18 protein-coding genes, 2 pseudogenes and 1 riboswitch are annotated in these 26,342 nt (G+C 61.6%); of the genes and pseudogenes, 15 read left to right on the forward strand and 5 right to left on the reverse strand.

Annotated features, from left to right (window positions below; translation table 11 throughout):
• Positions 1-201: 201 nt before the first annotated feature.
• A pseudogene (locus RYL44_RS10250) lies at positions 202-420 on the reverse strand (ISL3 family transposase); the annotation flags it as partial.
• 166 nt (positions 421-586) lie between these two features.
• Here RYL44_RS10250 and RYL44_RS06465 point away from each other — a divergent pair.
• Positions 587-1,093, forward strand: coding sequence for an EXLDI protein (locus tag RYL44_RS06465; RefSeq protein WP_314975443.1), 507 nt, complete (start codon positions 587-589; stop codon positions 1,091-1,093).
• A 138-nt stretch (positions 1,094-1,231) separates the two neighbouring features.
• Here the strand turns inward: RYL44_RS06465 and RYL44_RS10255 are convergent.
• A pseudogene (locus RYL44_RS10255) lies at positions 1,232-1,363 on the reverse strand (IS30 family transposase); the annotation flags it as partial.
• 80 nt (positions 1,364-1,443) lie between these two features.
• Entirely contained in the window at positions 1,444-2,922 is a 1,479-nt protein-coding gene (locus RYL44_RS06470; protein ID WP_314975444.1) for a hypothetical protein, read from the reverse strand.
• 388 nt (positions 2,923-3,310) lie between these two features.
• Here RYL44_RS06470 and purU point away from each other — a divergent pair, with 388 nt between their 5' ends.
• The 7 genes from purU to RYL44_RS06505 all read left to right on the forward strand — a co-directional run bounded on the left by purU (position 3,311) and on the right by RYL44_RS06505 (position 10,861).
• Positions 3,311-4,165 (forward strand): formyltetrahydrofolate deformylase, encoded by an 855-nt coding sequence (gene purU, locus RYL44_RS06475; protein WP_314975445.1) that lies wholly within the window; start codon positions 3,311-3,313, stop codon positions 4,163-4,165.
• A gap of 324 nt (positions 4,166-4,489) precedes the next feature.
• The gene (locus RYL44_RS06480; protein ID WP_073982429.1) at positions 4,490-4,987 is read left to right on the forward strand and encodes an FAD synthase family protein; all 498 of its coding nucleotides are present in this window, start codon (positions 4,490-4,492) and stop codon (positions 4,985-4,987) included.
• Entirely contained in the window at positions 4,984-5,754 is a 771-nt protein-coding gene (locus RYL44_RS06485) for a CDP-alcohol phosphatidyltransferase family protein (RefSeq protein WP_073982430.1), read from the forward strand. The genes RYL44_RS06480 and RYL44_RS06485 overlap by 4 nt, the downstream gene beginning before the upstream one ends.
• Positions 5,747-6,655, forward strand: a complete 909-nt coding sequence (locus RYL44_RS06490; protein WP_314769317.1) for a glycosyltransferase family 2 protein — start codon at positions 5,747-5,749, stop codon at positions 6,653-6,655. Before RYL44_RS06485 ends, RYL44_RS06490 begins: the two co-directional genes overlap by 8 nt.
• Positions 6,652-8,019: a hypothetical protein gene (locus RYL44_RS06495; protein WP_314975446.1), complete on the forward strand. Its 1,368-nt coding sequence runs from the start codon at positions 6,652-6,654 to the stop codon at positions 8,017-8,019. The genes RYL44_RS06490 and RYL44_RS06495 overlap by 4 nt, the downstream gene beginning before the upstream one ends.
• On the forward strand, positions 8,016-9,350 hold the full coding sequence (locus RYL44_RS06500) for a glycosyltransferase family 2 protein (protein WP_314975447.1): 1,335 nt from the start codon (positions 8,016-8,018) through the stop codon (positions 9,348-9,350). Before RYL44_RS06495 ends, RYL44_RS06500 begins: the two co-directional genes overlap by 4 nt.
• The gene (locus RYL44_RS06505) at positions 9,347-10,861 is read left to right on the forward strand and encodes an O-antigen ligase family protein (protein ID WP_073982434.1); all 1,515 of its coding nucleotides are present in this window, start codon (positions 9,347-9,349) and stop codon (positions 10,859-10,861) included. Before RYL44_RS06500 ends, RYL44_RS06505 begins: the two co-directional genes overlap by 4 nt.
• On the opposite strand, the gene RYL44_RS06510 is transcribed toward RYL44_RS06505, so the two are convergent.
• On the reverse strand, positions 10,782-11,429 hold the full coding sequence (locus RYL44_RS06510; RefSeq protein WP_073982435.1) for a hypothetical protein: 648 nt from the start codon (positions 11,427-11,429) through the stop codon (positions 10,782-10,784). The genes RYL44_RS06505 and RYL44_RS06510 overlap by 80 nt on opposite strands.
• A gap of 59 nt (positions 11,430-11,488) precedes the next feature.
• Here RYL44_RS06510 and RYL44_RS06515 point away from each other — a divergent pair, with 59 nt between their 5' ends.
• From RYL44_RS06515 to RYL44_RS06530, 4 genes are all read left to right on the forward strand, one after another.
• The gene (locus tag RYL44_RS06515; protein WP_073982436.1) at positions 11,489-12,976 is read left to right on the forward strand and encodes an oligosaccharide flippase family protein; all 1,488 of its coding nucleotides are present in this window, start codon (positions 11,489-11,491) and stop codon (positions 12,974-12,976) included.
• 114 nt (positions 12,977-13,090) lie between these two features.
• Positions 13,091-16,558 (forward strand): fibrinogen-like YCDxxxxGGGW domain-containing protein, encoded by a 3,468-nt coding sequence (locus RYL44_RS06520; RefSeq protein WP_314975448.1) that lies wholly within the window; start codon positions 13,091-13,093, stop codon positions 16,556-16,558.
• Positions 16,559-16,786: 228 nt separating this feature from the next.
• On the forward strand, positions 16,787-20,257 hold the full coding sequence (locus RYL44_RS06525) for a fibrinogen-like YCDxxxxGGGW domain-containing protein (protein ID WP_314975449.1): 3,471 nt from the start codon (positions 16,787-16,789) through the stop codon (positions 20,255-20,257).
• Positions 20,258-20,262: 5 nt separating this feature from the next.
• Positions 20,263-21,012 (forward strand): WecB/TagA/CpsF family glycosyltransferase, encoded by a 750-nt coding sequence (locus RYL44_RS06530; protein WP_073982439.1) that lies wholly within the window; start codon positions 20,263-20,265, stop codon positions 21,010-21,012.
• A gap of 860 nt (positions 21,013-21,872) precedes the next feature.
• On the opposite strand, the gene RYL44_RS06535 is transcribed toward RYL44_RS06530, so the two are convergent.
• Positions 21,873-22,568 (reverse strand): sugar transferase, encoded by a 696-nt coding sequence (locus tag RYL44_RS06535; protein ID WP_073982440.1) that lies wholly within the window; start codon positions 22,566-22,568, stop codon positions 21,873-21,875.
• Between the two features lie 307 nt (positions 22,569-22,875).
• A riboswitch (ZMP/ZTP riboswitch) is annotated at positions 22,876-22,962 on the forward strand.
• 38 nt (positions 22,963-23,000) lie between these two features.
• Here RYL44_RS06535 and glyA point away from each other — a divergent pair.
• The 3 genes from glyA (at position 23,001) to RYL44_RS06550 (ending at position 26,160) form a co-directional block, all read left to right on the forward strand.
• Complete coding sequence (glyA, locus tag RYL44_RS06540) at positions 23,001-24,290, forward strand: serine hydroxymethyltransferase (protein WP_314975450.1); 1,290 nt, start codon at positions 23,001-23,003, stop codon at positions 24,288-24,290.
• Positions 24,287-25,195 (forward strand): bifunctional methylenetetrahydrofolate dehydrogenase/methenyltetrahydrofolate cyclohydrolase, encoded by a 909-nt coding sequence (locus RYL44_RS06545; RefSeq protein WP_073982442.1) that lies wholly within the window; start codon positions 24,287-24,289, stop codon positions 25,193-25,195. Before glyA ends, RYL44_RS06545 begins: the two co-directional genes overlap by 4 nt.
• Before the next feature lie 137 nt (positions 25,196-25,332).
• Positions 25,333-26,160, forward strand: coding sequence for an exodeoxyribonuclease III (locus RYL44_RS06550; protein WP_314975451.1), 828 nt, complete (start codon positions 25,333-25,335; stop codon positions 26,158-26,160).
• Positions 26,161-26,342: the final 182 nt, after the last annotated feature.

A 26,342-nucleotide genomic window follows, 5' to 3' on the forward strand; every position in this document is an offset into this window, starting at 1 on the left:
CTCCTCATCGCAGGAGGCCTAGACGCCTCCACCCACACTCAACTCTGAAGAGCCGTCAAACCATAGCCACATCCCCTCTCAAACATCTCCACCGCTTGCTCCCGAAGCAAACGATCATGCCTCACACGCACATCCACAGACACGAAAAGCCTCCCATTCCCTGGACTTCAATTTCGATGTCCAAGAAACGGGAGGCAGTTCAGGCGCGTCGATGACCTCCACGACCATGCGCCCGTGGCCTTGAGCAATCACCCCACAACCAGGGCAGCCAACCAGCTGGTTGCACGACTCAACATCGAGCACCAGGGCCCCTGGGGTGCGAGTCACGCTCATCAGATGGAAGCCCTCCAAACCGACGAGCAGATCACACCGATCACAACGATCAAGCGACACGGAGCAGCAGCAGGTAGGGTGAGACACCGCCCGAGGTCCTTTGAAGATCGCGGGGGTAGAAGTCCGCTCATCATCAAGGACCTCGACCTCTACCCGCAACCCCCGACCAACACCCGGTCACCCACACTCAACTCGGAAGAGCCACATTTCTGTAGGGTTGACAAACGGAGAAAGTATGTTTATGGTTATAAACATGCCTACGAAGAATATTTACGTCTCAGAAGCGGATATGGAACTATTTGAACGAGCTGCGCAGCATGCGGAAAGTGTTTCAGCGGCTGTCGTCCAAGCGCTTCGGGACTATTTGACCAACCGACATAACACTGAAAAAGGTTACGGAAGAATAGAACTAGCGCTCTATGAAAACGGTTCGCGGAGGAAGGTGATGTTTTACGGCCGAGAGATAGTCCGTGTTGAACGCCCTGTGGATGGTGGTGTCCAAATTAATACAATTTACGAAACAGCAAAAGGACAGCTCGCTGTTGCAACAAAAATCCGCAGGCTTTTACCTGATGAGGTTAAAGGGAGCTACCGAATCTGGGATCATCCTGAGACCTGGTCGCGAGAGTTCTGGTTAATAGGTGACAAAACGCTAGAGGTATATCCAGATATTGCACAGCTGGAGTTGGTGGATGCGTACTTGGCTGAGCAATGTAAATCCGTGCTTTCAGCAAAACCCTACGAGGTATTGGATATTTAATATGCAAGGAATTGAAAATGGCGGCCCCTCCTTATGGTGGACTCAGTGACAAAGAGATATAAACTACCAAGTGGATATGAAGTTGAAGCGCTCGGTGGCATTTCCCTCGAACTTATAAAAGGAGAAATGTTGGCGGTGTCAATGGGTGGTAGCAATGAGTTCGTTGAATGCTTCTGTTGGGGTGCGGTAGCCGAGGGTGGCTCTGGGGCAGTTGTTCAGTTCGTAGGCGATGGCGTCGAGGTAGGGTTGGTGGCTGGTGATGGCGCTCCCCTCGCACGCGAAACGATGTTTTCAGTCGTTGCATGGGGACTTGCTCGCGGTGAGGCGCGTTCGGCTCTTTGCGTTAGTGTTTATCGTTGTTTAATTTCGCTGATGTTGTCGTTCGTCAACCAGTGGTGCTCGTCGTCATGATCTGCGCCGGTCAGCGTGTTGTTGTGGAAATTGGCGCGCGCCTTTTGGTGGATTTTTCCATCGCTTCTAATGCTGACTACCTCCTCGTAGGGGCGCGCGCGAACTTCATTGCGGACGACCGATATGCACACCTCATTCCAGGCGGTGTGCGGCTCATTTCTAGGGTTGCTGTACTGGATCGACGTTGTACCCTCGATGATGTTTTCTTCGATGGTGATCTCGGATTTCGACGGTTTGAGGCTCACGTTAAGTGAACTGATCTGGCAGTGTGAGACTGTGATCGCGGATGCGCCCGCCGGGCGACTGGTATTCGCGGACGATGCGTCGTTCTCGTCGGGGAGAAGGTAGCGGATGTCGAGGCTAATGGCCTCGTGAGTGTTCTCATCCGCAGGTGTAAACGCCCCAGATTGGAGCCTGCAGTGGTGGAATCGGATGACTGTGTCCTCTGCGCCTGGAGGTGCGTAGTGAATACTGAAAAAACAGTCCGCAGAGGTGAACATGACGTTCTTAAATGTCCCGTCGCTTATCGTCTCGGGTAGCCGCGAGGTCCCAATGATCGTCTTATTGTCGTCGCCGCCTTCAACAAGGATTTTCTTAAAAGTTGCCTTTCTCCAATGTATTCTGTTGATTGTCGAATTGTGAATTGTAAATGACTCATCAAAGGTAGACCCGTCTAAGTCTAAGGTTGCATTCGTGGAGAGGTCACTGATTCTGATCTCGCTGAGGAAGGTGATGTCCTTCAGGTTAATTCTTTTGTTGGACCAGTCGGCGCGCTCCGGTTCGGGATCGTCGGGACTGACCTCCCGTGGATTCTGAATCCGTTCGAGGATCGTCTGAATGATTGCTCGTTGAAGGTCGGCGTGCTCCCGCCTGCTCGTCTGTGATGGTCCGTTCAGTCCTTCGCGGCGTGCCTGGGTGCATAGAATGCTGATGATGTGGTCCTGCAGTTGGTGCTTTTCACCTGTGGGTATGTGCTGATTGTGCTCTGCTCTGTCTGCTAGTTCTGCCAATAGTGTGATCGCGCCCAGCCGTTGTCCAGGGTTGTCCGACTCGAGGAGCTGATAGGCGTGCTCCCTACGCTTCCAGTACTCTTCTCGTTCCTCTGTCGCGTGTGCCTGTTGGGCCTGGGCGGCGTTGTCGTGACTGCGCTGCTGCCAGGCGGCCAGGCCGAAGCCAACGCCGGCGGCGGTGGCGCACAGCTGCATCGCTTGAACGGACGGCCAATGAAAGTGCCATTCCCACCAGAAAGCACACAAGGTCGTGCCGACGAAAAGGAATCCGGCGATGAGGATGGGGGTCCACCAGTGCATGAGGCATTGCGGCATGGTTGTCAGGCGTGCGTCGTTGGGGGTTTTGTCCGTGGCGGCTTTGTTACCTGATTCGGGGGCGCCCCTGTACTCATCGATGGCGCGGACCATGGTGGCTCCTGTGTTCTTGGGTTTACTGCCTCGCATCGTAGCACCTTGTCCGCGTTGGAAAATCCAGCGAATTAAGGCAGAGGTTCAGCGTTGTTCGACAACTGGACCCGTGTGGAGTGAAGTTGAGAAGCGGGGCGTGAGTGAGTGTTGCACGCCGCGTCTTTGGTGGTTGGCTTGCCGAACCGAACCGGTGTGACGCCTGTAGGCCCGGCGAATGCGCGAAGAGCAGAGCCGCGGACCAGTAGCTGCGTGGAGGCTGTCCCTCAGTGATCAACGAGGCCAGTGCCCTAAACTCCGTTGGCCATCCGGTCGTCCTCCGCCCGTGGCGTCTCCCGCAAACGGCGCCCCTGCCTCGTTGAAGGGTATGAACGTGGCTAGACTGGCCTCTATGACTGAAAACGCGCAGCTTGTTGTGACCTTGTCCTGCCCGGACCGCCCCGGGATCGTTCATGCCGTGACCGGTGTGATCGGCGAGGCCGGCGGCAATGTCATCCAGTCCCAGCAGTTCGGTGACCCCGACACGGGCACCTTCTTCATGCGTGTCGAGGTGGACTCCCCGAAGGGGCGCGAGCCTATCGATGAAGGGCTAACCAACGTTGCCGACGAGTTTAACGCCACCTACTGCGTTGACGACCTGGGCCGCAAGCTGCGCACCGTCATCATGGTGTCGCGTGAGGGGCACTGCCTGACCGACCTCCTGTACCGCGCCCAGACGCAGGGCCTGCCCATTGACATGATCGCGGTCGTTGGTAATCATCCGGACCTGGCGCCCGTCGCCCAGTTCTACGGCGTCCCCTTCCTGAATGTCCCCGTCACGAAGGACACGAAGGCGCAGGCGGAGCGTCAGCTCTTGGACCTCATTGCGTCGGAGAACGTTGAGCTTGTCGTCCTGGCACGCTACATGCAGATCCTCTCTGATGAGGTCTGCCGCGTCATGCAGGGGCGTGTCATCAACATCCATCACTCGTTCCTGCCCTCCTTCAAGGGTGCGCGCCCCTACGCGCAGGCTCACGAGCGTGGTGTGAAGCTGATCGGTGCGACCGCCCACTATGTGACCGCTGACCTGGACGAGGGGCCGATCATCGAGCAGGACGTTACCCGCGTTTCGCACGCTGACTCCACGCCGGACATGGTGGCCCTCGGCCAGGACGTGGAGCGCCGCGTGCTCGCGCAGGCCGTCCGCTTCCACGTGGAGCACCGCGTTTTGATGAATGGCGCTCGCACGGTCGTCTTCTCTCGCTGAGGCCCCGCGTGGGCTGCTCGCGGGTGGTGTGCGCTGAGGCGACGTGTGTCGGCTCATCGACGAGGCAGTGGCTGTCTTGCGTCGGCGGGCGTGTCTTCGTTGGTGGGGGAGGTCGTTGGCTGGAGAGTGGGGTTGGCTGTGTGCGGCTCGCGTCATGATGGGAGCTGTAACAAGAAGACATGCGGCCACGTGGTCATATTTGCCTGTCATTGCGCGTTTCCGCGAATGAGTTTGTCACTTGGCAAGCAACGCTGAGACGTGATCTTTCGGTCATTTAGCCGGTAAGCGTCGCATTGACCGTCTGATAAATGGCACACTTGATACGTGGATGAAAAGACTCAGCAACACGCACCTGTCACCGGCTATGTGCCCGGTGGTTTTGACATGTTCCATCAGGGCCACCTCAACATCCTGCGCGCCGCCCGCGAGCGCTGCGATCGTCTGGTCGTCGGCGTGACCTCCGATGAGGCTCTTATCCGCATGAAGGGGCGCGCTCCGGTCATCCCGCTCAAGGAACGCTGCGATCTTGTGTCGTCGTTGCGTTTCGTGGACGCGGTGGTTGTGGACCTGGATCAGGATAAGCGTCTGGCGTGGCGACTCCAGCCTTTCGACGTGCTCTTTAAGGGGGATGACTGGAAGGGCACCCCGAAGGGGGCTCAGCTTGAAGCGGAGATGGCGGAGGTCGGAGCGCGCGTCGTCTACCTGCCCTACACGCCGTCGACCTCGTCGACGAAGCTGCGTCGCTTCATCGCGCCCGAAGACTTCGCGGACGAGGACTCGGCGCGTAAGTCGGATCATTTGGCGGAAGGGGACGGCCAGTGAGTCTTCCTGTGGTGCTTGAACCTGGCTCGTCGTGGGGGACCCGTTTTACGACGTACCGTCGTGCCCTTGCCGCGGCTCAGAAGCCGGGGGCGGGCGTTCCCGCCTATATGCGTTGGGTGAATCGTGGTGCTGCGCGCGTTGTGGCTGCCGCCTGCGCGGCTTTTGGTTGGACGCCGAACTTCGTCAGTTTCATTTCCGTGTGCTTCTCGACGCTTGGTCTCATCGTTCTCCTCGCGCTCGAACCTGTGTGGTGGACGGGACTCATCGTGGGCAGCGCGCTGGCGGTTGGTTTCATGTTTGACTCAGCTGATGGTCAGGTCTCGCGCGTGACCGGCGCGTCGTCGAAGACGGGGGAGTGGGTGGACCACGTGGCGGATGCGTTCCGTTCGCCAGCGATCCACTTCTGCACGGCGGCCGCCGTCATGGTGTATCGCCCGGAGTCCTGGTGGCTTGCCGTTGTCGCTCTCGTTTACGGTTGGGTGACGTCGGGCCAGTTTATGAGCCAGATCCTGGCCGAGCAGTTTGTGCGTGCTGCGGGACGCAAACAGACGCGAGGCGGTAACCTGCGATCTTTTGTTCTGTTGCCCACTGACCCGGGTGTGCTGTGCTGGTCCTTTGTGCTGTGGGGCTTGGGTGCACCTTTCATGGTGTTCTACACGTTCCTGGCTGCGGTTGCCGTGGCACACTCGTCGATGTCGCTGCGTCGGCGCTACCGCGACCTGCGCGCCCTCGACGCTGCTGCGGAGCAGGGGGAGTCCCGTGCCTGAGCTGTCCGTCATCTTACCCGCGCGCAATGCCGCGGGGACGATTGCGCGAGCTGTGGCCTCGACTCTTGCGGCCATGCCACGCGACTCCGAGCTGGTCGTCGGTAATGATTCTTCCTCTGATTCGACGGTCGGCGAGGCCATTCGCGGCGCGTCGCGGCGCGGGAGCGTCGATCCTCGCCTGCGCATTGAGGACATCACCCCGGGTGAGGGCGGCGTTTCGCGTGTCCTGACCCAGCTGATGGAGCGCACCGACTCGCGCCTCGTGGGGCGTATGGATGCTGATGACGTGTCCCTTCGGGGCCGTTTCAAGCGCACGCTGCGCGCGATTGAGCGCGGCGACGACATGGCGTTCACGCAAATGATTGAGCTGCGTGGCTCACGCCCGGTGCCCCGAATGCCCTACGAAATTGGGCCCGAGGACATGGGTTGGCATCTGCTGCTCACCAACCCGGTTTGTCATCCGACCATGCTGGCTACGCGCGAGATCATCGATCGCGTGGGCGGGTACAGGAGCGTTCCCGCCGAAGACTACGACCTGTGGATGCGTGTTGCCTCGGCTGGTGGTCGTATTCGCCGCCTGGCCCCATGGGGTCTGCTGTACCGGATTCATCCCGGCCAGGTCACGGGAAGCAAGGCATGGCGTTCGGATTCGTGGAAGAATCCCGAGCAGGCCCGCGCTTTCGCTGAGCTTTCGAACCACCTGACTGGCCAGGAGCTGGTGCGCCTGGTCTCACTCGTGTCACTTCCTCGTGAGGAGGCCGAGCGCGAGCTCGACCGCTTCGTTGAGGTTTATACCCGGGGGATCGCCTCTCGACCCCCATCGTCGCGCCGCGTCCTTGAACGTCGGCTGAATGCGCGCGCCGCGTGGGTGCGCCGAACCCTGCAAGGAGAACAGTCATGATCCTTACCCCTCCGCCCACGGGCGGCCAGCAGATCCTGCGTCACGCGCTGTCTCGCCGCTGGAGGTCGATCGCTGCGGGGACCGTGGCTGGCTTGGTTGTCGGTGTCGTTGCGGCGTTCGGTGTTCCCTCCACTCATTCGGCGACGGTGTCGATGACCGTCACTTCGCCGTCGCCCACGCCCGCTCCCGCTGTGCGCGCCTCGCTGTCGAACACGACGGATATGGTGACCGAACAGGGCATCGCGAAGTCCGCGGCCGTCCTGGATGCCGCTGCCGAAAAAATCGGTGGTGGGATCACTGCCGCCGATTTGCGCGCCAACATGGAGGTGTCGGGCGATACGAATGGCACTATCGTGAAAATTGAGTACTCGGCGCCCACGCGAGACGAGGCCGTGACGGCGGCCGACGCGATCGCCGAGTTCTACCTGCAGGAGCGCACGGCACTTGTGGAACAGCGCGCAGACGAGATGGCAGCGGATATTGACGGCCAGGTTTCCGCCCTGGAAGCCGAGCTTGCATCCCTGGGCACCGAGGAGGACGAGGACGGTAAGACCGTCAAGAATCCGCGTGCGGACGCGCTGACGACACAGATCAACAAGCTGAAGGATCAGTCCGCCCAGCTGAGTCCCTATCACGCCAGCGCCGGCCTCGTCGTTACGGCTGCTGGCGCGTCAACTGACACGGTTGAGCCTTCTAAGGCGCGCCTGGTGCTGATTTTCACTGTTGTTGGTGTCTTCGCCGGTTTGGTGCTGGTTCTCGTGCGTGAGACGCGTGCTCGCTCTCTTGCGTCCCCGACGCAGCTGGCCGACCTGACTGCCCTGCCAGTGTGGAGTGCGGAGGAAGGCGCACCCGAGCCGTGGCTTGCCCCCACCCGAATGCTGGCGATGGCGATCGATCGCGACCACTGGGTTGACCTGATCGTGGATGCTTCCGACCCGGAGGCGCGTGAGCTTCACCGTGTTTTGTCGCGTTCTCTGGCCGAGACGCGCGTGCCCACCCCGCGCCTTATTGACATCTACCAGCCGCTTGCGTCTCTTCTCGACGAGGTTCGCCCGTCGCGTCATGTGCTGATCGCTGTGCGTAAGGGACATGATCTGGCGAATCTTCACGCCCTGCTTGATGAGCTTGCGATCATCAACCGCGAAGTGAACGGCATGCTGTATCTGAGCGGTCAGGCGTCCGCCGGGTCCTTCACGGATTCCGGCCCTGTTGTGGAGGCAGTCGAGGCTCACGCTGCTTCTGGCGATGAGGCTGATGGAGCGTCGGCCCGCTACGATCGCGTGTCCGACAAGGCCATCGAGAATACGGCTGACAAGAAAGGCTCGTCGAAGAAGGATTCAACCAACGCGAAGGGACTAAAGTGAGCGCCGAGGACATCACCACGCTCGACGACAAGGCTGCGTCGATTTGGCACGTTGACCGTACCGCCCGCCTCACTCAGCTGATTTCGGGCGAACCGCAGGCCTCCCGCGCACTGGTCCTTGTGCGTGATAACGGGCGCAACTCCGATTTCATTGAGATTGCGGGCACGGCACACCCTGAGTCTGATCCTGCCGTTGCAGCGGTGCCGGTGGCGTCGGCCCGCGGTTGGGAAGAAGGTGCGGGCGCCGATATTGACGCCACCGTCATCATGTGTACTGTCGGCTCGTGCGACATGCTCGAGGCGGCGGTGCGCGCCGTCTTGGCTCAGGACCACCAGCGTTTCTCGCTCGTCGTCGTGGACAACGCGCCCAGCACCGGCCAGACTCGCGAGAAACTCGCCGGCATCACCGACACTCGCATGAGTATCGTCTCCGCTTCGCGCCCTGGCCTGTCGCGTGCCCGCAACCGTGGCGTGCTCGCCGCGCGCGGAGAGGTCATCGTTTTTACGGATGACGACGCGATCGTCGATCCGCACTGGCTCACCGCCATGATCGACCCTTTCACTGCATCCCCCTACGTGGCTGCAACGACAGGAATCGCGCTGCCGCTGGAAGAACGTTTCAAGCCCCAACGTTGGTTTGAGTCGCGCGGCGGTTTCCCCAAGGATATGAAGCCACGCGTTTGGGCGGCGGGTGAGATTCCCGCCGGGTTGGAGGCCCTGGGTGAGCCGGGTGAAGGTGGGCCGCTCTATCCGATTACGACTGCGCGTGTCGGGGCCGGCGTGTGTATGGCCATGCGCCGCGACGTCCTCATGGAGGTCGGTCCTTTCGATCCGGCGCTCGGTGCCGGTACAAGCACCAGGGGAGGGGAGGACCTTGACATGTTCGCGCGCATCCTGGCCACGGGTGACGTTATCGTCCACACGCCCGACGCTCTCGTACATCACCGCCATCGCGTCGACGAGGTCGGCCTGGATAAGCAGATTCGGGGCAACGGATCCGGTATGGCTGCACTGCTGACAAAGGCAATCATCGCGCGCCCCTCCGTCGTGGGGACTCTCCTAGCGCGCGTGCCGGGCGTCCTCAAGCGCATTAGGCCCGGCGGCGCTCGGGTGGCTGGCAGTGACGACGATGTGCCAGGCTCACTGACTACGTCCGAAATCAAGGGTTTCCTCGAAGGCCCCTTCCTGTACCTGTCCTCGCGCAGGCACAACATGCTCGTCCCACCGCGCCGCGAGGCCCGGGGAGGCGAGGAGAGCGTGCAGGCGAGCGGCACCGGTGCCCAGGCATCCACCGAGGAACGTCGTGCGCCGGAAGGGAGTCCGGACGCGTGAGTCCACGCCGAGGAATTTGGGGCAAGCCAGCCCCCGCCCGCATCGGGCCGCTGCGGGAGGATGCACAGGACCTGCCGGCGTGGCCCTTCGTTGTGGCCTATTCGGCCTACCTGCTGTGGTGGGTCCTCGGCTCCGGCGATTTGATGTGGCCGCTGTTCGCGATCATCATGCTTGTGCTCATGATCGGTCGACACGGTGTGCGTTTCCCGCCTGGTACGATCATCTGGACGTTCTTCTTGGCGTGGGTGCTGGCCTCCATGTCGATGCTCGACTCGGGCGGACGCGTCATCGGAGCGTTGTACCGTTTCGCGCTTGAACTCTCCCCCGGCATTTTCGCCGTCTATGCGTTCAACGCGCGTCAGTCTCTGAGTGTGCGCACAATCGTGGGCACTATGTGGGCCTTCCTGACTTCCACCACGATCGGCGGCTTCATCGCGATGGCGGCCCCGCAGCTGCGTTTCAAGACGCTCATGTATTACGTGATCCCACGCGCCCTGCATTCCAACGACTTCGTTAAAGAGTTCACGAAGCGCGCGACCACCCAGTGGAATCCGTCGTCGTGGATTTTGTCCGACCCGCGTCCCTCCGCGCCCTTCATCTATTCCAACACCTACGGCAATGTTTTTTCGTTGATTTTCCCGCTTGCGTTGGTGTTCGCGTACGTGCTGTGGCGCGAGCGTTCGAAGTGGCGTTTCCTCGTCGCTGCGGTGTGTGCCCTGTCGGTCATCCCTGCGGCTGCCACCCTGAACCGCGGTATGTACATCGGTCTGATTGTGATCGTTGTATGGGTTGGTTTTCAGCGCCTGCGCGCTGGCGCCTGGCGTACGGTTGTGGGGATCCTCGCAGCAGTGGTCGTTGGCGTGGGAGCGTGGCTGGCGACGCCCGCCTCCCAGTCGCTCCTCGATCGTGTCGCCGCGTCCTCCTCTACGGAGGATCGTGCTTCGAATTACCTGGAGACGATCAACGAGTTGGCGCAGTCTCCGTTCTTAGGCTTTGGGGCGCCGCGTCCTTCGACCTCTCCGTGGCTGCCGTCGCTGGGCACCCAGGGCCAGTTCTGGACGGTGCTCTTCTCCTATGGCCTTGTTGGTACTTTTCTGTTCCTTGCTTTCTTTTGCCGCATGTTGACGCGTATCTGGCGGGCGAAGGACGTGTATGGCTCGATCTTGGGCGGCATTATTTTGGCGACCTTGGTGGAGCAGTTTTACTACGGTATGAATACGGGTTTGATGCTTTCTGTCGTTGCCGTTGCCTTGTTGTCGCGTCACCTGGAGGAGGAGGGCGATCCGCTGCGTGTGGCTGCCTCTCACGTTGGTCGGCCAACTCCGGGCAGTGTTGCTGGCACGGTGCGTGCCGCGCGTCCGGTTCGCATGGGCGAATGGGGAAGCCCCGCCGCGAACGACGGGGCTTTCTCCACTCAGATGTTGGACCGACTCAACAGGTCGGGTCGTCGGGGAACGATAGATCGGCGAGCTTCCAGTTCTCGCCGTCCTTCACAAACTGAAAGTAAGTGAGGGCGCGGGTCATGCTGGTATCGTCCGTCAGCGCGGTCCCGGCGTCGTTGAGGATGCGAACGGATGAGGAGTCCACGCAGGCCGATACGGTGATGTTTCCGGCGCCGTCATCGGAGATGATCTGCGGGTTATCCAGGGTGGGTGTTCCTTCGGCGTGCGTTCCTTCCCTGGTCCATTCGAGGGCTTTCGCGTCGAATTCTTCGAGTGCGGATTCGGTTAGGACGGAGGACAGGTCGGTGGCCTGGGCCTGTTCGGGGTCGGCGTATGCGCCCCACAGGGTGGTCACCACGTACGAGGCCTGTGCGCCGGCCTGCTCGTCGGTGTCCATCGATCCGGTGGTGTTCGCGGGACCCGCAGACTGCGGGGTGATGGTCTTGGCGATGGATTGGGGAGCTGCGGATTGGTCGTCTGCGTTGCTTTGTACTCCGGAGGCCGCTGAGGTCTGTGAGGTGGAGGAACCTGTCAGGCGGACGATGCCCACGATGACGAGGGCGATGATCAGGAGAATCGCGGCCGCCAGGAGAATTTTCTTGCGGGCGGGCGAGAGCGAATCGAGTTTGAAGTCCATGTGTATCCCATCGATCGGTTATAGGGAAAGGCTACCGCGCGGTAGCGGGAAGGTTACTGATGAGTGAGACAAATCAAGCCAGGCGTTCCCTCGCGCGCGGGGGCATCGTCGGCTTCGTCGGAGCGGCGGTGTCGGCGATTCTGGGCTTCGCGTTCACGATCATCCTGTCTCGGATGCTGGGGGCGCAGGGCGCGGGCGTGGTCACTCAGGCGACGGGCGTCTTCGCTATCGTCATGGCGTTGGCGAAGGTCGGCCTCGACTCGACGGCGATCTACCTGATGCCCCGCCTGTCCCTGGATGCGCCCGAGGAGATCCGCGCGACCCTGTCGTTTATGGCGACGATGACCGTGGGAGTGTCCACCGTCTGCGTGCTCGTTCTCGAGGCCGTGGCCCCGTTGATCTGGAACGAGGAGGTCGCGGGGGCTACCCGCGCCGTCCTCTGGTTCGTGCCGATCGGTGCCTTGACGTTGGTTGCGTCAGCCGCCCTGCGGGCTCTGGGCAACATGCGCGAGTACGTTCTCGTCCAAAACCTGCTCCTGCCGGGCCTGCGTCCTCTGCTCGTCGCCCTCGCGGCCGCTCTGACCGGGTCGCTGGCCTTCGTGTCGGTCGCGTGGGCGCTTCCTTTCGTCATCGTTCTGGTCGCCTCGTGGTGGCTGTTGCTGCGTCACATGCCCTCGGTCGCGGATTCGGTCGGGCGCTGGCCCGGGGCCGAGCGTCGCCGCCAGGTCATCGCCTTCGCGCTGCCGCGTACCCTGACGGCGGGGTTGGAGCAGGCACTGCAGTGGCTTGATGTCCTCCTGGTCGGCTTGCTCGCTGGCGACGCGGCGTCGGGCATCTACGGTGGTGCGATTCGTTTCATTCAGGCCGGCATGGTCGTGGACACGGCCCTGCGCGTCGTCGTGTCTCCCCAGTTCTCCAAGCTCCTGCATCAGGGGCGCACGAAGGACCTGCGTGACCTGTACAGCACGGCGTCGATTTGGCTGGTCCTCTTTGCGGCTCCGATCTACGCCCTGATGGCCATCTTTGCGCCCGCGCTCATGCGGATCCTGGGCGAGAGCTTCGCGCCGGGGGCCAACGTCCTCGTGGTGCTGTGTATCGGTTCCATCGTCACGTTCATGGCGGGCAACATCCACTCGCTGCTTATCATGAGCGGGCGCTCAGGTTGGGCTGCGGTCAACAAGATCGTGGTGCTGAGTCTCAACGTTGTGGGTAACCTCATCTTTATTCCGCGTGGAGGAATGGTGGCGGCTGCCGTCGTGTGGGCGGTGTGCATGGTGCTTGACGCTGCGATGGCGACTGTTCAGGTCTCGCGCTTCATCGGTGTGACACCAAAATTGTCCGAGGTGGTCAAGCCGATTCTCGTTGTGGGCGTTTCCGCGGTGATTCCGGGCGGTTGTATAGCGTGGCTTCTTGGGCGCGATTCCTTCGTTGCGACTGTCCTTGGCTCTGCCTTATCCGTCTGTATTTTCGCTTGTGTTTGCTGGGTTTTCTGCGATGCGCTGCACCTGTCGGGACTTGGGTCCCTCGCTCGGAAGAAGCGGGGTTAGGCAAGGGGCGCGTGATGCTCCTGTGAAAGTCGCTATTGACCAATCGGTTGATCAAGTGCACTTGTTGTGTAATTATTTATGCAACAAGCTATTGCCCCGTTGAAAGGTCGTGTTATGGCTTCCGTACTTTCGCGCCTTATAACACTTGCAGCCGCACCGATTGTGGCCTGTGCATCGCTCGCGTTTGCTCCGATGACGCACGCTGACGACGGTCAACAAGCTCCCGCGACGCCTGGTCAGACCATCGTTCATGATGGCCTGAGCGCCGCGACCGCCGCGGCGTCGTGCTGGGATATTAAACAGCATGATTCCAATGCAAAAGATGGAACCTACTGGCTGCAGACGCCCGCGATGAATGCTCCCGCGCAGTTCTTTTGTGACCAGACGACAGATGGTGGCGGCTGGGTGCTGATCGGTCGAGGCCGAGAGGGATGGGAACCCTGGAGCGGCGGCAACGGTGATCCGGCCAAGCTGACCACGCGTGATCGCAACACCGACGCCTTCAAAACCGTCCAGTACTCCAACAAGACGGTTAATGAGCTCTTGAACAACGAAAACGTGAAAGATCAGCCGGATGGTGTTCGCGTCCTGCGCTCGTGGAGCGCGTCAGGACGCTCCTATCAGAAGCTGGACATCAAGTTCACTAAGATGACGGACTTCGTATGGCCTTTCAAGATGGCTCACCCGATCACGTTGTCGATAGATAATCATTCCCCCGTCTCTGCCCTCATCTGGAACACCCCCGGCTACGACCAGTCCTGGAACGGGCTCCAGGTCTACCCCTCCACCCGCACCGGCTGGATGATTGGCTGGGGCTACGGGGTCGGCGCCGCCAACTGGGGTGGCGACATGACATCCTCGACGTCCTTCTTCCATAAGAGCGGCCAGACGATCATGCCCTACGCCGAGGCCTATGTGCGTCCGCGTCTGTCCTCCGACTCCCCCTCCTTCACCCGTATCCCAGACGAGGGTGAAGCTGGCTCCACCGTGACTCGCGCCGTCTCCAACTACGCGGCCAAGACCTCGTGGGGCGTCACAGGCAACATCAACGGCTCCTACGCCGAGGGCAACATCCAGGTTCAAGCCCTGGCCCAAGTCGGTTCGACCATGTTCGTCGGCGGCAACTTCACCGGCGTCAAGCAGGGCGAGAACGGCGCGGAGACCTTCTCACGCGGCCTGGCAGCCTTCGACGTCAACACTGGCGACTGGACCGGACAGACCTTCGACTTTAACGCGCAGGTGAAGGCTCTCCTCGCGTTACCCGATGGCCGCCTCCTCGTTGCAGGTGACTTCACCCGAGTCAACGGCGAAACTCACATCGGAACGGTTGTTCTCGACCCGACGACAGGCCAGATCGACCCCTCATGGGACCTGAGCATCAGGAACGCCGTCAGCGGTGGCCTGGTCAGCGTGCGCGCACTGGCCTACTACGACGGCAACGTCTACCTCGGTGGCGTCTTCACTCACCTCAGCGGAGGTGGAACCTCAAACGTCTACGCACGCAACGCGGCACGCGTCTCCCTCAATGCCCGCCCCGACCGCACCTGGAACCCGGAACTCAATGGTTCCGTCCAAGCCGTCACGGTGAGCGAAGATAATGGCGCGTTCTACGCCGGCGGATACTTCACCCGCGCCCACAGCTCTGAGCGCGCCTGGTACGCCGCTAAGTTCTCCACCCAGGCCGGTGCCGCCCAGGACACGGGCTTCGACTTCCAGCCCTCCACCGTGAGCGCTGGCAAGTACCAGCAGACCATCTCCTCGGCGGGCAACCGGGTCTTTATCGGCGGCTCCGAGCACTCACTCTTCGGCTACGACACCGGTTCCAACCAGCGCACCTCCGGCTCGTTGATGCTGAGCATGGGCGGAGACCTCCAAGCCTCAACCATCTCCGCCAAGGGCGTCATCTACGGCTCTTGCCACTGCTCGGACGGCGCCTACCAGGACAAGTACGACTGGGGAGTCAACGATAACTGGTCGCGCATCGACGAGATCAAGTGGGTCGGCGCGTGGGACGCCACCACCGGCGAAAACCTGCACTGGACTCCCTTCGAACTCTCATCCAAGCGCAAGACCGGTGCCTGGGCACTCACGATGGACACCAACGGTAACCTCTGGGTCGGCGGAGACTTCACCCTTTCGTTCACCGACGCAACCCGTACCCAGTGGAACGGTGGCTTCGCTCGCTACGACAACCGCGACAACGTCGCCCCCGACGCCCCCACGCGTGTACGCACCTCCGATTCCACTGCCTCGACCGTGACCCTGGCGTGGGATGGTGTTTCCGATGCCGTCTCCTACGAAATCCTGCGTGACGACCGTGCGATCGCCTCCACGGACTCAACCAGCATTGAGGTTCCTCGCGGCGGAGAGAATCGCTTCTTCGTGCGCGCCGTCGACGCTGCAGGTAACCGCTCGGCCACAACCGCCGTCTACGTTCCCCTGGTCGGCGGTCAGGTCGACCCCTCCACCCCGTCGTCCCTGCTGGACGTCGGCGCCACGTGGAGCTACCGAGCCGAGAACAGCGCCGCTCCCGAGGACTGGACCCAGGCCTCGTTCGACGATTCTCAGTGGGCGAGCGGCGGAGCCCCCATCGGATACGGCGACTCTCGCATCGCCACCGTGCTGACCGCGCAGGGTTCACGTCCCGTGACCAGCTACTTCCGATCGCACTTCACGGTCACCGACGTGGCCGCGCTCAAGGGCATAACCGTAAGGTACCTGGCCGATGATGGTGCCATTGTCTACATCAACGGTACCGAGGTGGACCGCACTCGCCTGGGCTCGTCCGCCGTCAGCTACACGACCCGCGCTGACGCTGCTCCGAGCTACTCCGCGGCGAACGACAACGCCTCCGAGGTGTTCGTGCCGGCCTCCCAGCTGACAAACGGAGACAACGTTATCGCGGTCGAAACACACGTCAACTACATGCGCAGCCCATCCATGGGCATGTGGGCAACAGTCACTCCTGTGGCGAGTGAACCTGAGCCTTCCCACGGCGACGATCCCGTGCCGTCGAGCACGCCAGGTCATCTCGAGGACGCCACCTCAGCGATCGATGCGAGCACCATGACCACCGGTGAGGTGATCCCCTCGGGCACCACCCAATGGAACTACTGGACCTCGACGAGTGCTCCCGCCTCCGACTGGGCAACCACCGCCTCGCTGGCCGACTGGTCGCGCGGTTTCAGCCCGATCGGCTGGGGCGACGCAAACGCCGCCACCCCGCTTGACATCGCCAAGAAGGACCGCCCGGTGACCTACTACTTCGCACGCGATATTGACCTGGGATCTCTCACTCCTGAGACCACCCTGACTATCAAGGTGCGCGCGGACGACGGTGTCGTCCTACGTGTCAACGGTGCGATCATCGACACGAAGCGTATGTCAGCTGGAAACATTACTCACACGACATACGCCAACGCGGCGGTCACTGCCGCCCAGTCAGCCTCGGACCTGCTCGAGGTGACGGTTCCAGCGAGTTCCTTGACAGATGGTGTCAATCGCATCGGAGTTGAGGAACACCTGAACTACAAGAGCACTCCGTCGATGACCTTCGACATGACCGCAACATTGGCCAAATAGCGCTCCAACGGTGTCGCTTCGCCCGGGTTTATACGAGCGCATGGTCGGTCTCAACGGTTGGCCGCGCCTCATAACAACCTGTTGACGCAAGGGGGTCCTCGCCACTGTGGCGAGGACCCCCTTGTATGTGGTAAACGACTCTCATTTGTCGTTAACCATGTGGTTGAGCAGGCCAGGTTTTCGTGACACTATAAAGGTAACTATCAATGCGATACCTGTGAGGATCCGATGAAATTCTTCCGCCGCTGCCTGGCCCTCGGCTTGGCATCAATGACAGGCTTCGGAGTGCTTGCACTCAGCCCAACCGCAGCGCTATCTGCAGGCGATCCACTCCATGATGGCCTCTCCGAGGCGACTGCCGCGGCCTCTTGCTGGGAAATCAAGCAGAACAACCCGAACTCTGCCGACGGCACCTACTGGCTGCAGACCTCGACCATGGAGGCACCCGGCCAGTTCTTCTGTGACCAGACCACCGACGGCGGCGGATGGGTCCTCATCGGTCGCGGGCGCGAAGGCTGGGAGACCTGGAGCCAGGGCAAGGGAGATCAGTCGAAGCTGGCCACCCGCAGCCGCAAGGCCGGTGACTTCGAGGTCATCCAGGCCTCACATGAGACCGTCAACGGCCTGCTCGGCGGCACCAAGGTCTCCGACCTGCCCGACGGCCTGATGGTTCAGCGCGCCTGGAACCACCGCGGTAGCTCTTTCCAGACCGTTCGCATGCAGTTCCCGAAGATGAGCGACTTCATCTGGCCCTTCAAGAGCGCCCACCCCGTGAACGTCAAGTTCAACCGTGAGTGGTGGGTCAACGGCGGCATCGTCTGGTCGGGCTTCGGCACCAACGCGGGATGGGGCTACGTCAACCCAACCGCCTCAGCGCAAAATAAGTACACGATGGGCTGGGGTTACGGGCCGCTGGCCTCGTCCTGGTACGACACCTCCTCATCGACGTCCTTCTTCCATCGCAACGGCTCCATCATCAACCCCTATGCGGAGGCGTACGTGAGGCCCGAGCTGCGTTCCACGGATTCGTCCTTCCGCGCAATCGGCGATGGCGGCACGGCAGCCGAGACACAGAAAGCATCCGTCTCCGAATTCGCGACTCCCATGTCATGGGGAGTGACCGGTAACCTGAACGGCTCAATCCAGGAAGGCAACATCCAGGTTCAGGCCTTCGAGCAGGTTGGCTCCACCATGTACGTCGGTGGCAACTTCACAGGCGTACAAAAGGGGAAGAATGGTTCTGAAACCACGAGCCGGGGCCTGGCCGCCTTCGACGCAACCACGGGCGAGTGGAGTGGGCAGACCTTCGACTTCAATAATCAGGTTAAGGACCTGGTCGAGCTGCCCGGCGACAAACTGTTAGCAGTCGGCGACTTCACCAGGGTCAACGGAGAGACACACGTCGGTACCGTCCTGATTGACGCTGCGACAGGGCAGATCGACCCGTCCTGGACCCTCCAGGTCCGCAACGGTAACGCCTCCCCGGTCACCGTCAAGGCCGCGAAGGTCGTCGGAGATCACATTTACCTGGCAGGCGCCTTCACCCACCTGACGGGTAACGGCTCCTCCTCCGTCTACACCCGCAACGGTGCTCGCCTGTCACTGTCCGGCAAGCCCGAGCGCGGCTGGAACCCCGAGTTCAACGGTGCCGTCATCGACATTGACGTGGACGAGAACGACAGCTACCTCTACGCCGCGGGACACTTCACCCGCATTCACGATCGCGTCGCCGAAAACGCAGCCCGCGTATCAACCTCCGACGGTGCCACCCTGGATCAGTCGTGGAGCTTCCGTCACTCCTACCTGATCGGCAAGTACCAGCAGGCCGTCACCGTCGGCAATGGTCGCGTCTACTTCGGCGGTTCTCAGCACTCGCTGTTCGGTTACAACACATCTGACATGACCCGCACCTCCGGCTCCATCACCATGCAGAACGGTGGCGACCTGCAGGCGACGACGCATTCAACGAACGGCGTCGTCTACGGCTCCTGCCACTGCTCTGACTACACGTTCCAGGACGCCTACCACTACCTGGCGCTGGGCAACACCTGGACACGCGCCGACGAAATTCAGTGGGTCGGCGGATGGGACGAGGCCACCGGCCGTCAGATCGGCTGGACCCCCTACCGCTTGTCCTCCCTGCGCTCGACTGGCGCTTGGGCACTCGAAATGGGTGACGACGGTGCTCTGTGGGCCGGCGGCGACTTCAACTACTCCTACACCTCCAAGACGGCTGGCCAGTGGTCCGGTGGCTTCGTTCGTATGCCCGCTCGTAACGCTACCGCGCCGGCGGTGCCCGCAAACCTGCGCGGCTCTGATGGCAATGCTCAGTCGGTGACCCTCAAGTGGTCGTCCGTGCCGGGCGCCGCCTCCTACGACGTCCTGCGCGACGATCGTACGATCGCCACCACGACCTCGACGTCCATCACCGTTCCCCTCGGTGGCAATAACCGATTCTTCGTTCGCGCCGTCGCCTCCGACGGACTGCGCGGAGCGTCGACCCACGCCTACACGGTCAACGCCAACGGGAAGCCTGTCCAACCTGACGACGCCTCCCTCCTCGTTGACGAAGACGCCACATGGGCGTACCACTGGTCGAACGACGCGGTGGACGAGGACTGGGCCCAGACCTCGTACGACGACTCCTCCTGGAGCCGCGGAACCGCCCCGATCGGCTACGGGACGACCGGGCTGGGAACAACGCTCACACCCGGCCCCACCAAGTCCCGGCCTCTCACAACCTACGCACGCACCTCCTTCACGGTCACTGATCCCACCGCAATCGCAGGCGTGAATGTGTCCGTGACTGCCGACGACGGTGCCGTGGTGTACGTCAACGGCACCGAGATCGTGCGTCAGCGAATGGGCGAGGGCACTGTCACGGCCAACACCTTTGCGTCCTCGTCCGTGACAACAGCCTCTGCTCGCGCCGATCGCCAGCTGGTCTTCGTTCCCGCGTCCCAGCTGGTCGCCGGAACCAACACCCTCGCCGCGGAGACGCACCTCAACTACCGTTCCAGCTCGTCGATGACCATCGACGGCACGGTGCAGGTCGTCGCCAAAGGCAACGAACCCGCGCCCGACCCGCAGCCCCAGCCCGATCCCGACCCGCAGCCCCAGCCGCATCCGGACGATCCTGTTGAACCCGACCCGAATAAGCCCCTCGACGTGCTCGACGTGTCCGGCGTGAACTTCGGAGAGTTCTTGCCCACAGGACAGTACTGGAACTACTGGAACTCCAAGGAAGCGCCCGACGCCGCATGGAATTCCACGGCGGACCTGTCCGCGTGGAAGCACGGCGCCAGCCCGCTGGGTTGGGGCGATCGCGATGCCGGTACCCCCTTCGATCTGGACCCCTCCGAGCGCCCCATCACCAGCTACTTTGCCCGTGATGTCAACCTCGGAACCATCAGTGCCGACTTCGAGCTGACCCTCACTGTCCGCGCCGACGACGGGGCCGTCATCTACGTCAACGGAACCGAAGTCAAGCGGGTGAACATGCCCGAAGGAGCGGTTACCTCAAACACTCGAGCGACGTCTAACGTCTCACTGAGTTCTGCCAAGAAGAACACTGTGACAGTCATGGTGCCCCGTGATGTGTTGAAGGACGGTGTCAATCGTATCGCCGTTGAAGAGCACGCCAACTACGCTGGTGCCGTGTCCGTCTCCTTCGATCTCAAAGCAAGCTTGCTGAGGTGATAGTCATGACTGACAAGTCTCGCTCCGAGAACGTATCCGTGGCCGACCCCGTCTTTGAAGCGATGGCGACGCGCCTGCTCACCCCCGGGCACGCCACGTCATGGCTCAATCACTGGTCGCTTCTTCACGCGGACTTTCCAGCCCTGTCACGTATGAGCACCATCGGGTTCGATGGCACGTTCCTTCAGATGCGTCTACGCGCCGCTGGGTACAACGTTGCCCGTACGTCCACGGACCTCGTGTTGCCTTACGTCTTCGATCGCCTCGAGGACGGCACTCGGATCACCGTGATCGGTACGACCGTGGAGGCCGGCCAGGCCGTCGCACAGCGGCTGAGCCGCTTTAACGTTCAACACATCGACGGATACGACGGGCTGCGTCGACTGAAGGCTAACCCGTCGATCCTGACGGACTTCCATCCGCGTCTGGCGATTGTCGGACTCGGGGCTGGTCTCCAGGATGTCGTCGCTGCATGGGTGCTGGAGCAAGTACCGGATGTGTCAGTGTGCGTGGCGGGTGGTTGGATAGACCAGTATGCGAAAGCCGCCGAGGACTACTTCCCCGACTGGGTACACAATGCTCGGCTTGGCTGGGCCTGGCGCATTGCGCATGAACCCAAGCGCCTGACGAAGCGTTACACCATCGAGGCCTTGGACTTCATCGCGCACTGGCCGCAGCTGATTCGTCGGCTTGAAGCGATGGGCAGTTTCGACGAGCTCGGTCTCGTCGTCTCGCAGGGTGCTTCCAAGGTGTGAGTAATTCGCGCTAAGTGAGGCTGGGGTGCGCGGGCTGAACTCGATGAGGGTTCGGCCCGCGCACCCGTCTGTAGGATGATCGGCGAATCGTCGCGTGGATCTCGAACGCGACGACGGAGCGAAGGGAGTCCTTCCAGAGGATTACACCCGCTCTGTCGTTCTTGAACGTGCTATGGCGTACCGGGACTAGCTATGTGGCACATAGCCGCTAATCCGCGCGGGGGTCTTCTGTCGTGAGCGTTGGCGGGGCGGTCTGCGGTCGCATTTGGGTGTTAACGCGCGCGATAGCGGGTTAGCGCTCTAAGGAGCGGGTTCACGTGTCAGTGGCGCACCGCTCGAGACTCCTAGCCGCGCTCTCGGGATACGACAAGCCCCAGCTGTGAGCTGCTGCGACTGCCGTTGTTGTGTCCTAACCAGCAGCAGCTTTTGACGGGGTGAGTTCGTTGGACGCGAAGCGGTCTGTCTAACGACCGTATCGGTGATGCTGGCGACGACTTGCGTCGGCATCCTTGGTATCTGGAAGGTGCTGGGTATCGTCGGTTCGGTGTCCATGGTGGTCAGGTATTATGACGCGTGCGACCATGATTCTTCTTGTATTGGCAGATGGACGCTGGAGCCGCACTGGAGTCTGGAGTGGGGGTGGCGCGGGTGGTTCGTCTCAGAAGCAAGCCCCCTTTGAGATTTACGGTAACCGTTATTTAGGTTTTGTCACGGTCGTCGAAAGGGGATAAGCCGTCTTTCGATGGTGGGGTGTGAAACGCTGCAGGACACTGGTTGTGCTGGGTCTGTAGAGCATAGTTAAGGGTGTGGCCCGAGCCGAAAGGCTCGGGCCACACCCCGTCACACACACGCAGAAAGGGTCAGTAGGCTCCCTCGTGACGCAGCAGAGCAGGGACTGTCTGCAGCATGATCCACGCATCAAGCGTGAGGGAGCGGTGCTGGGCGTAGGACAGGTCCAGGTGGACCGTCTCATCCCAGGAGAGGTTGGAGCGCCCCGAAATTTGCCAGAGGCCGGTGATGCCCGGGCGGACGGCGAACTTGCCCATGACGCGAGGCTCGTACTGTGCAACTTCGCTGGGCAGCGGCGGGCGCGGCCCGACGAGCGACATGTCGCCCCGGAGAACGTTGAAAAGCTGGGGTAGTTCGTCGATCGAGGTCTTGCGGAGGAAGGCGCCGATTCGCGTTACGCGCGGGTCGTTCGCCATTTTAAACATGATCGAATTTCCTGCGCTGGCATCGGCCTCATTGGCCTCCATGAGAGAGGCCTTCATGGCTTCGGCATCAACGCGCATGGTGCGGAACTTAAACATGGTAAAAGTCGTACCGTCGAGGCCCACTCGCTTCTGTGTGAAGAATGCGGGACCGCCGTCGCTCAGGCGCACCGCTAGAGCGACGATAATCCACACCGGAATCAGCATGATAATGCCGAGAAGTGAGGCGATAACATCGCACATGCGCTTGATAGCGCTGTCGGCGGATGCGGCTAAATCGGACGCGTGCTCGTATGCCAGAGCCGTCGAGGCGGCGCGCGCACTTGGCTTCGTCAAAGTTGTCATCTGTGCCTCTTCCTTCTACTTCCTCAAACTCAAATACTGTAGGTCGGTTAGAGGAGTGTTCCCCTCTAGATTGGGACATTTACTGGGTAAACGACCCGATCTCGACTCAGTCACCGTTAGGTGTTAACCCTAGTCTATCCATACGGTTAACTTAGTTGCTAACCAAAGGGTTAAGTACAAGCGAAAATGGGCTGTGATTTCGTGCACCAGATACTTGTTGCTGACGCCTCACGGTCGCATGGTGACCAAATGGTAGCATCCTGACACGATGGAAGAATGCGCAGCTCACGGCTGCGAGATAGACTTGATAGCGTGTCGTGACTGGCGATTTGAGGTGGGCCACCACCGGGGAGCGACGCGTTGGCATCGATAGCCGCCCGCCTGGGCTAGAAGTTGCTGTTATCACACTCGAATGATCAACAGGAGAACCCGATGGATTCCCTCAACGACATGACGCTGGCGCAGCTCGACCCTGAGATTCAGGCGGTGCTGGATGCTGAACTGGGCCGCCAGCGCGAGACTCTCGAAATGATCGCCTCGGAAAACTTCGTTCCGCGCGCTGTCCTTCAGGCGCAGGGGTCTGTTCTGACTAACAAGTACGCTGAGGGCTACCCGGGGCGCCGCTACTACGGGGGCTGCGAGTTTGTGGACGTCGCAGAGTCCCTCGCGATCGAACGCGCCAAGCAGGTGTTTGGTGGCGACTACGTCAACGTCCAGCCTCACGCCGGTGCTCAAGCAAATGCGGCAGCGCTCATGGCGATGGCTAACGTTGGCGATCCGATCCTCGGCCTGTCGTTGGCTCACGGAGGCCACCTCACTCACGGCATGCGCTTGAACTTCTCGGGTAAGCACTACAAGGCGGTCGCTTACGAGGTAGACCGCGAGACGATGCGCATCGAGCCTGAAAAGGTTCGTGAAGCGGCTCTCGCTGAGCGTCCCCGCGTCATCATCGCCGGCTGGTCCGCGTACCCTCGTCACCTCGACTTCCAGGCCTTCCGGGACATTGCTGACGAGGTCGACGCTGCCCTGTGGGTGGACATGGCGCACTTCGCGGGACTTGTGGCAGCCGGCCTGCATCCGAACCCGGTGCCCTACGCCGACGTTGTGACGACGACGGTTCACAAGACCCTGGGCGGACCTCGTTCCGGCATGATCTTGTCGTCGCGTGGCGAGCGATGGGGTAAGAAGCTCAACAGCGCCGTGTTCCCCGGCCAGCAGGGTGGCCCTCTCATGCACGTGGTTGCAGCCAAGGCGATCGCCATGAAGGTCGCGCAGACTGAAGAGTTCAAGGACCGTCAGCGCCGCACCCTCGAGGGCGCACAGATCCTGGCGGAGCGCCTCGGAGCTGACGATGCGAAGAAGGCAGGTATTAAGCTGGTCACCGGTGGTACGGACGTGCACCTGGTGCTCGTCGACCTGGTTGAGTCTGAACTCAACGGCAAGCAGGCGGAGGATCTGCTGCATGAAGTGGGCATTACGGTTAACCGCAACGCGGTCCCCTTCGATCCCCGCCCGCCGGTCGTCACCTCGGGTCTGCGTATCGGCACGCCGGCCCTCGCGACGCGCGGCTTCGATGCTGAAGACTTCGCCGAAGTCGCGGACATTATCGGCACGACGCTCACGCAGGGCGCGTCCGGTGGCAACGTTGAGGTGGATGCCCTGCGCGCACGCGTCAAGAGGCTGACGGACAAGCATCCTCTGTATGCGGGGCTCGAGCAGTGAGGGCCCCCTGGGCGGGGCCCGCGGGGGTCCTGGATGGGACCGCGACCGCGTCGGCGATTAAGGCGGAGCTCAAGGAACGCGTCAACAGGCTGCGCGAGGTCGGGGCTGTCCCAGGCCTCGGCACAATCCTGGTGGGAGAGGACCCTGGGTCTGTCGCATACGTCGCGGGCAAGCATCGTGACTGCGCTGAGATTGGTGCACAGTCGATCCGCGTGGACCTGCCTGCCGACGCTACGCAGGAACAGGTGGAGGCCGCGATCGATCAGCTCAACGCGGATCCGGCGTGCACGGGCTACATCGTTCAATTGCCGCTTCCGCGGGGCATCGATGCGAACGCGGTCCTCGAGCGTATCGACCCAGCGAAGGACGCTGACGGGCTACACCCGATGAATCTGGGGCGCCTCGTGTTGCGTGGCTCTGGTCCGATCGACTCGCCGCTGCCCTGTACGCCGCGCGCGGTCATCGAGCTGGTGGAACGTCACGGGATCGACTTGGCCGGCAGGAACGTGTGCGTCATCGGGCGTGGCGTGACGGTTGGCCGGTCGATCGGTCTGCTCCTCATGCGCAAGGAAGTGAACGCGACGGTTGACGTGTGCCACACGGGTACCAGGAACCTGGCTGATCACGTGCGCCGGGCGGACGTGATCGTCGCAGCAGCGGGTTCAGCTGGAATCATCACTCCCGACATGGTGGCTCCCGGCGCGGTTGTCCTGGACGTGGGCGTGAGTCGTGTGAAGGACGCCGACGGTAAGGCTCGTCTGAAGGGCGATGTCGCCGACGGTGTCGATCAGGTTGCCAGCTGGCTCAGCCCGAACCCGGGTGGAGTTGGCCCGATGACGCGTGCGCTGCTGGTCACGAACGTCGTTGAGGCGGCGGAGCGCCAGGCGGGTCTCGGCTCCCGGTAGCCCCCAGTAGGCGTTATGTTCGTCGGTACGTGTCGGCGAATGTGTGAGCGCGTGCCAGGCGCGGCGAGGGAACTCATTCCCTCGCCGCGCCTTCATGTTCGGGTACGCTGAAGAAACACTCGCTTGAAGGAGAATCGATGACTCTGACGGTAACGACAGTGAATCTGAATGGTATTCGCGCCGCCCATAAGCGCGGCTTCCTGGCCTGGTTGGATGCGAGCGCTACGGACGTGCTTGTTATGCAGGAGGTGCGTGCACCGGAGGAGATTGCCCGCGACATTATGGGCGAGGCGTGGGACAGTGTGTGGGCGCCATGCCGCATTAAGGGACGAGCGGGCGTTGGTGTGGCTGTGAGGCGCGGACGAGTAGGTTTTGAAGGTGAGCCTCGCCCCGTGCTCGACGATGCAGAAACGGATGTTGATTCGGGTCGTTGGCTGGAGACCGTCGTGCGCCGCGAGGGCGCGCAGACCCCGCTGCGTGTCGTGTCCGCATACTTCCATTCGGGTGAGAAGGACACGCCTAAACAGGAGGCGAAGATGGCGCATCTGCCTCGCGTTGGTGCGCGCATGGCTGAGCTACTTGCAGATGAGGAGGAGAACGGTGTCCCTTCCTTGGTGTGCGGTGATTTCAACGTCGTGCGTTCGGAAGCTGACATCAAAAACTGGAAGCCGAACCACAATAAGCGCGCTGGCGTCCTCGATGAGGAGATTGTATTCCTCAACCGGTGGGTGGAGGAGGGCTGGCGCGATACGGTGCGTGATCTGGCCGGCGATGTGCAGGGCCCCTATTCGTGGTGGTCTTGGCGTGGGCAGGCGTTTGTCAATAATGCGGGCTGGCGTATTGACTATCAGTATGCGACGCCGACTCTGGGGGAGCGGGCTCGCAGTTTTGTGATTGGTCGCGCTGAGGAGTATGAGGAGCGCTTCTCGGATCATGCGCCGGTTTCGGTGACCTACGAGGCCTAACCTTTCATCGTCGAGGCCGTGGCTGGCCCGGGGCCACGGCCTTTCGCGTCTGCGGGCGACCTGGTCTGTGGCTTGTGGCACCGTTTCCCAAAATTTCGCACGTAATTCGTTTGAGTGAAGTTTCAACAATCGCTGGAAACGTTGCAATTCCAACGCTTCGATTTCAAGATTTGAAGGAGTTG

The organism is Actinomyces bouchesdurhonensis, from assembly GCF_963540955.1.
Lineage (GTDB): Bacteria > Actinomycetota > Actinomycetes > Actinomycetales > Actinomycetaceae > Pauljensenia > Pauljensenia bouchesdurhonensis.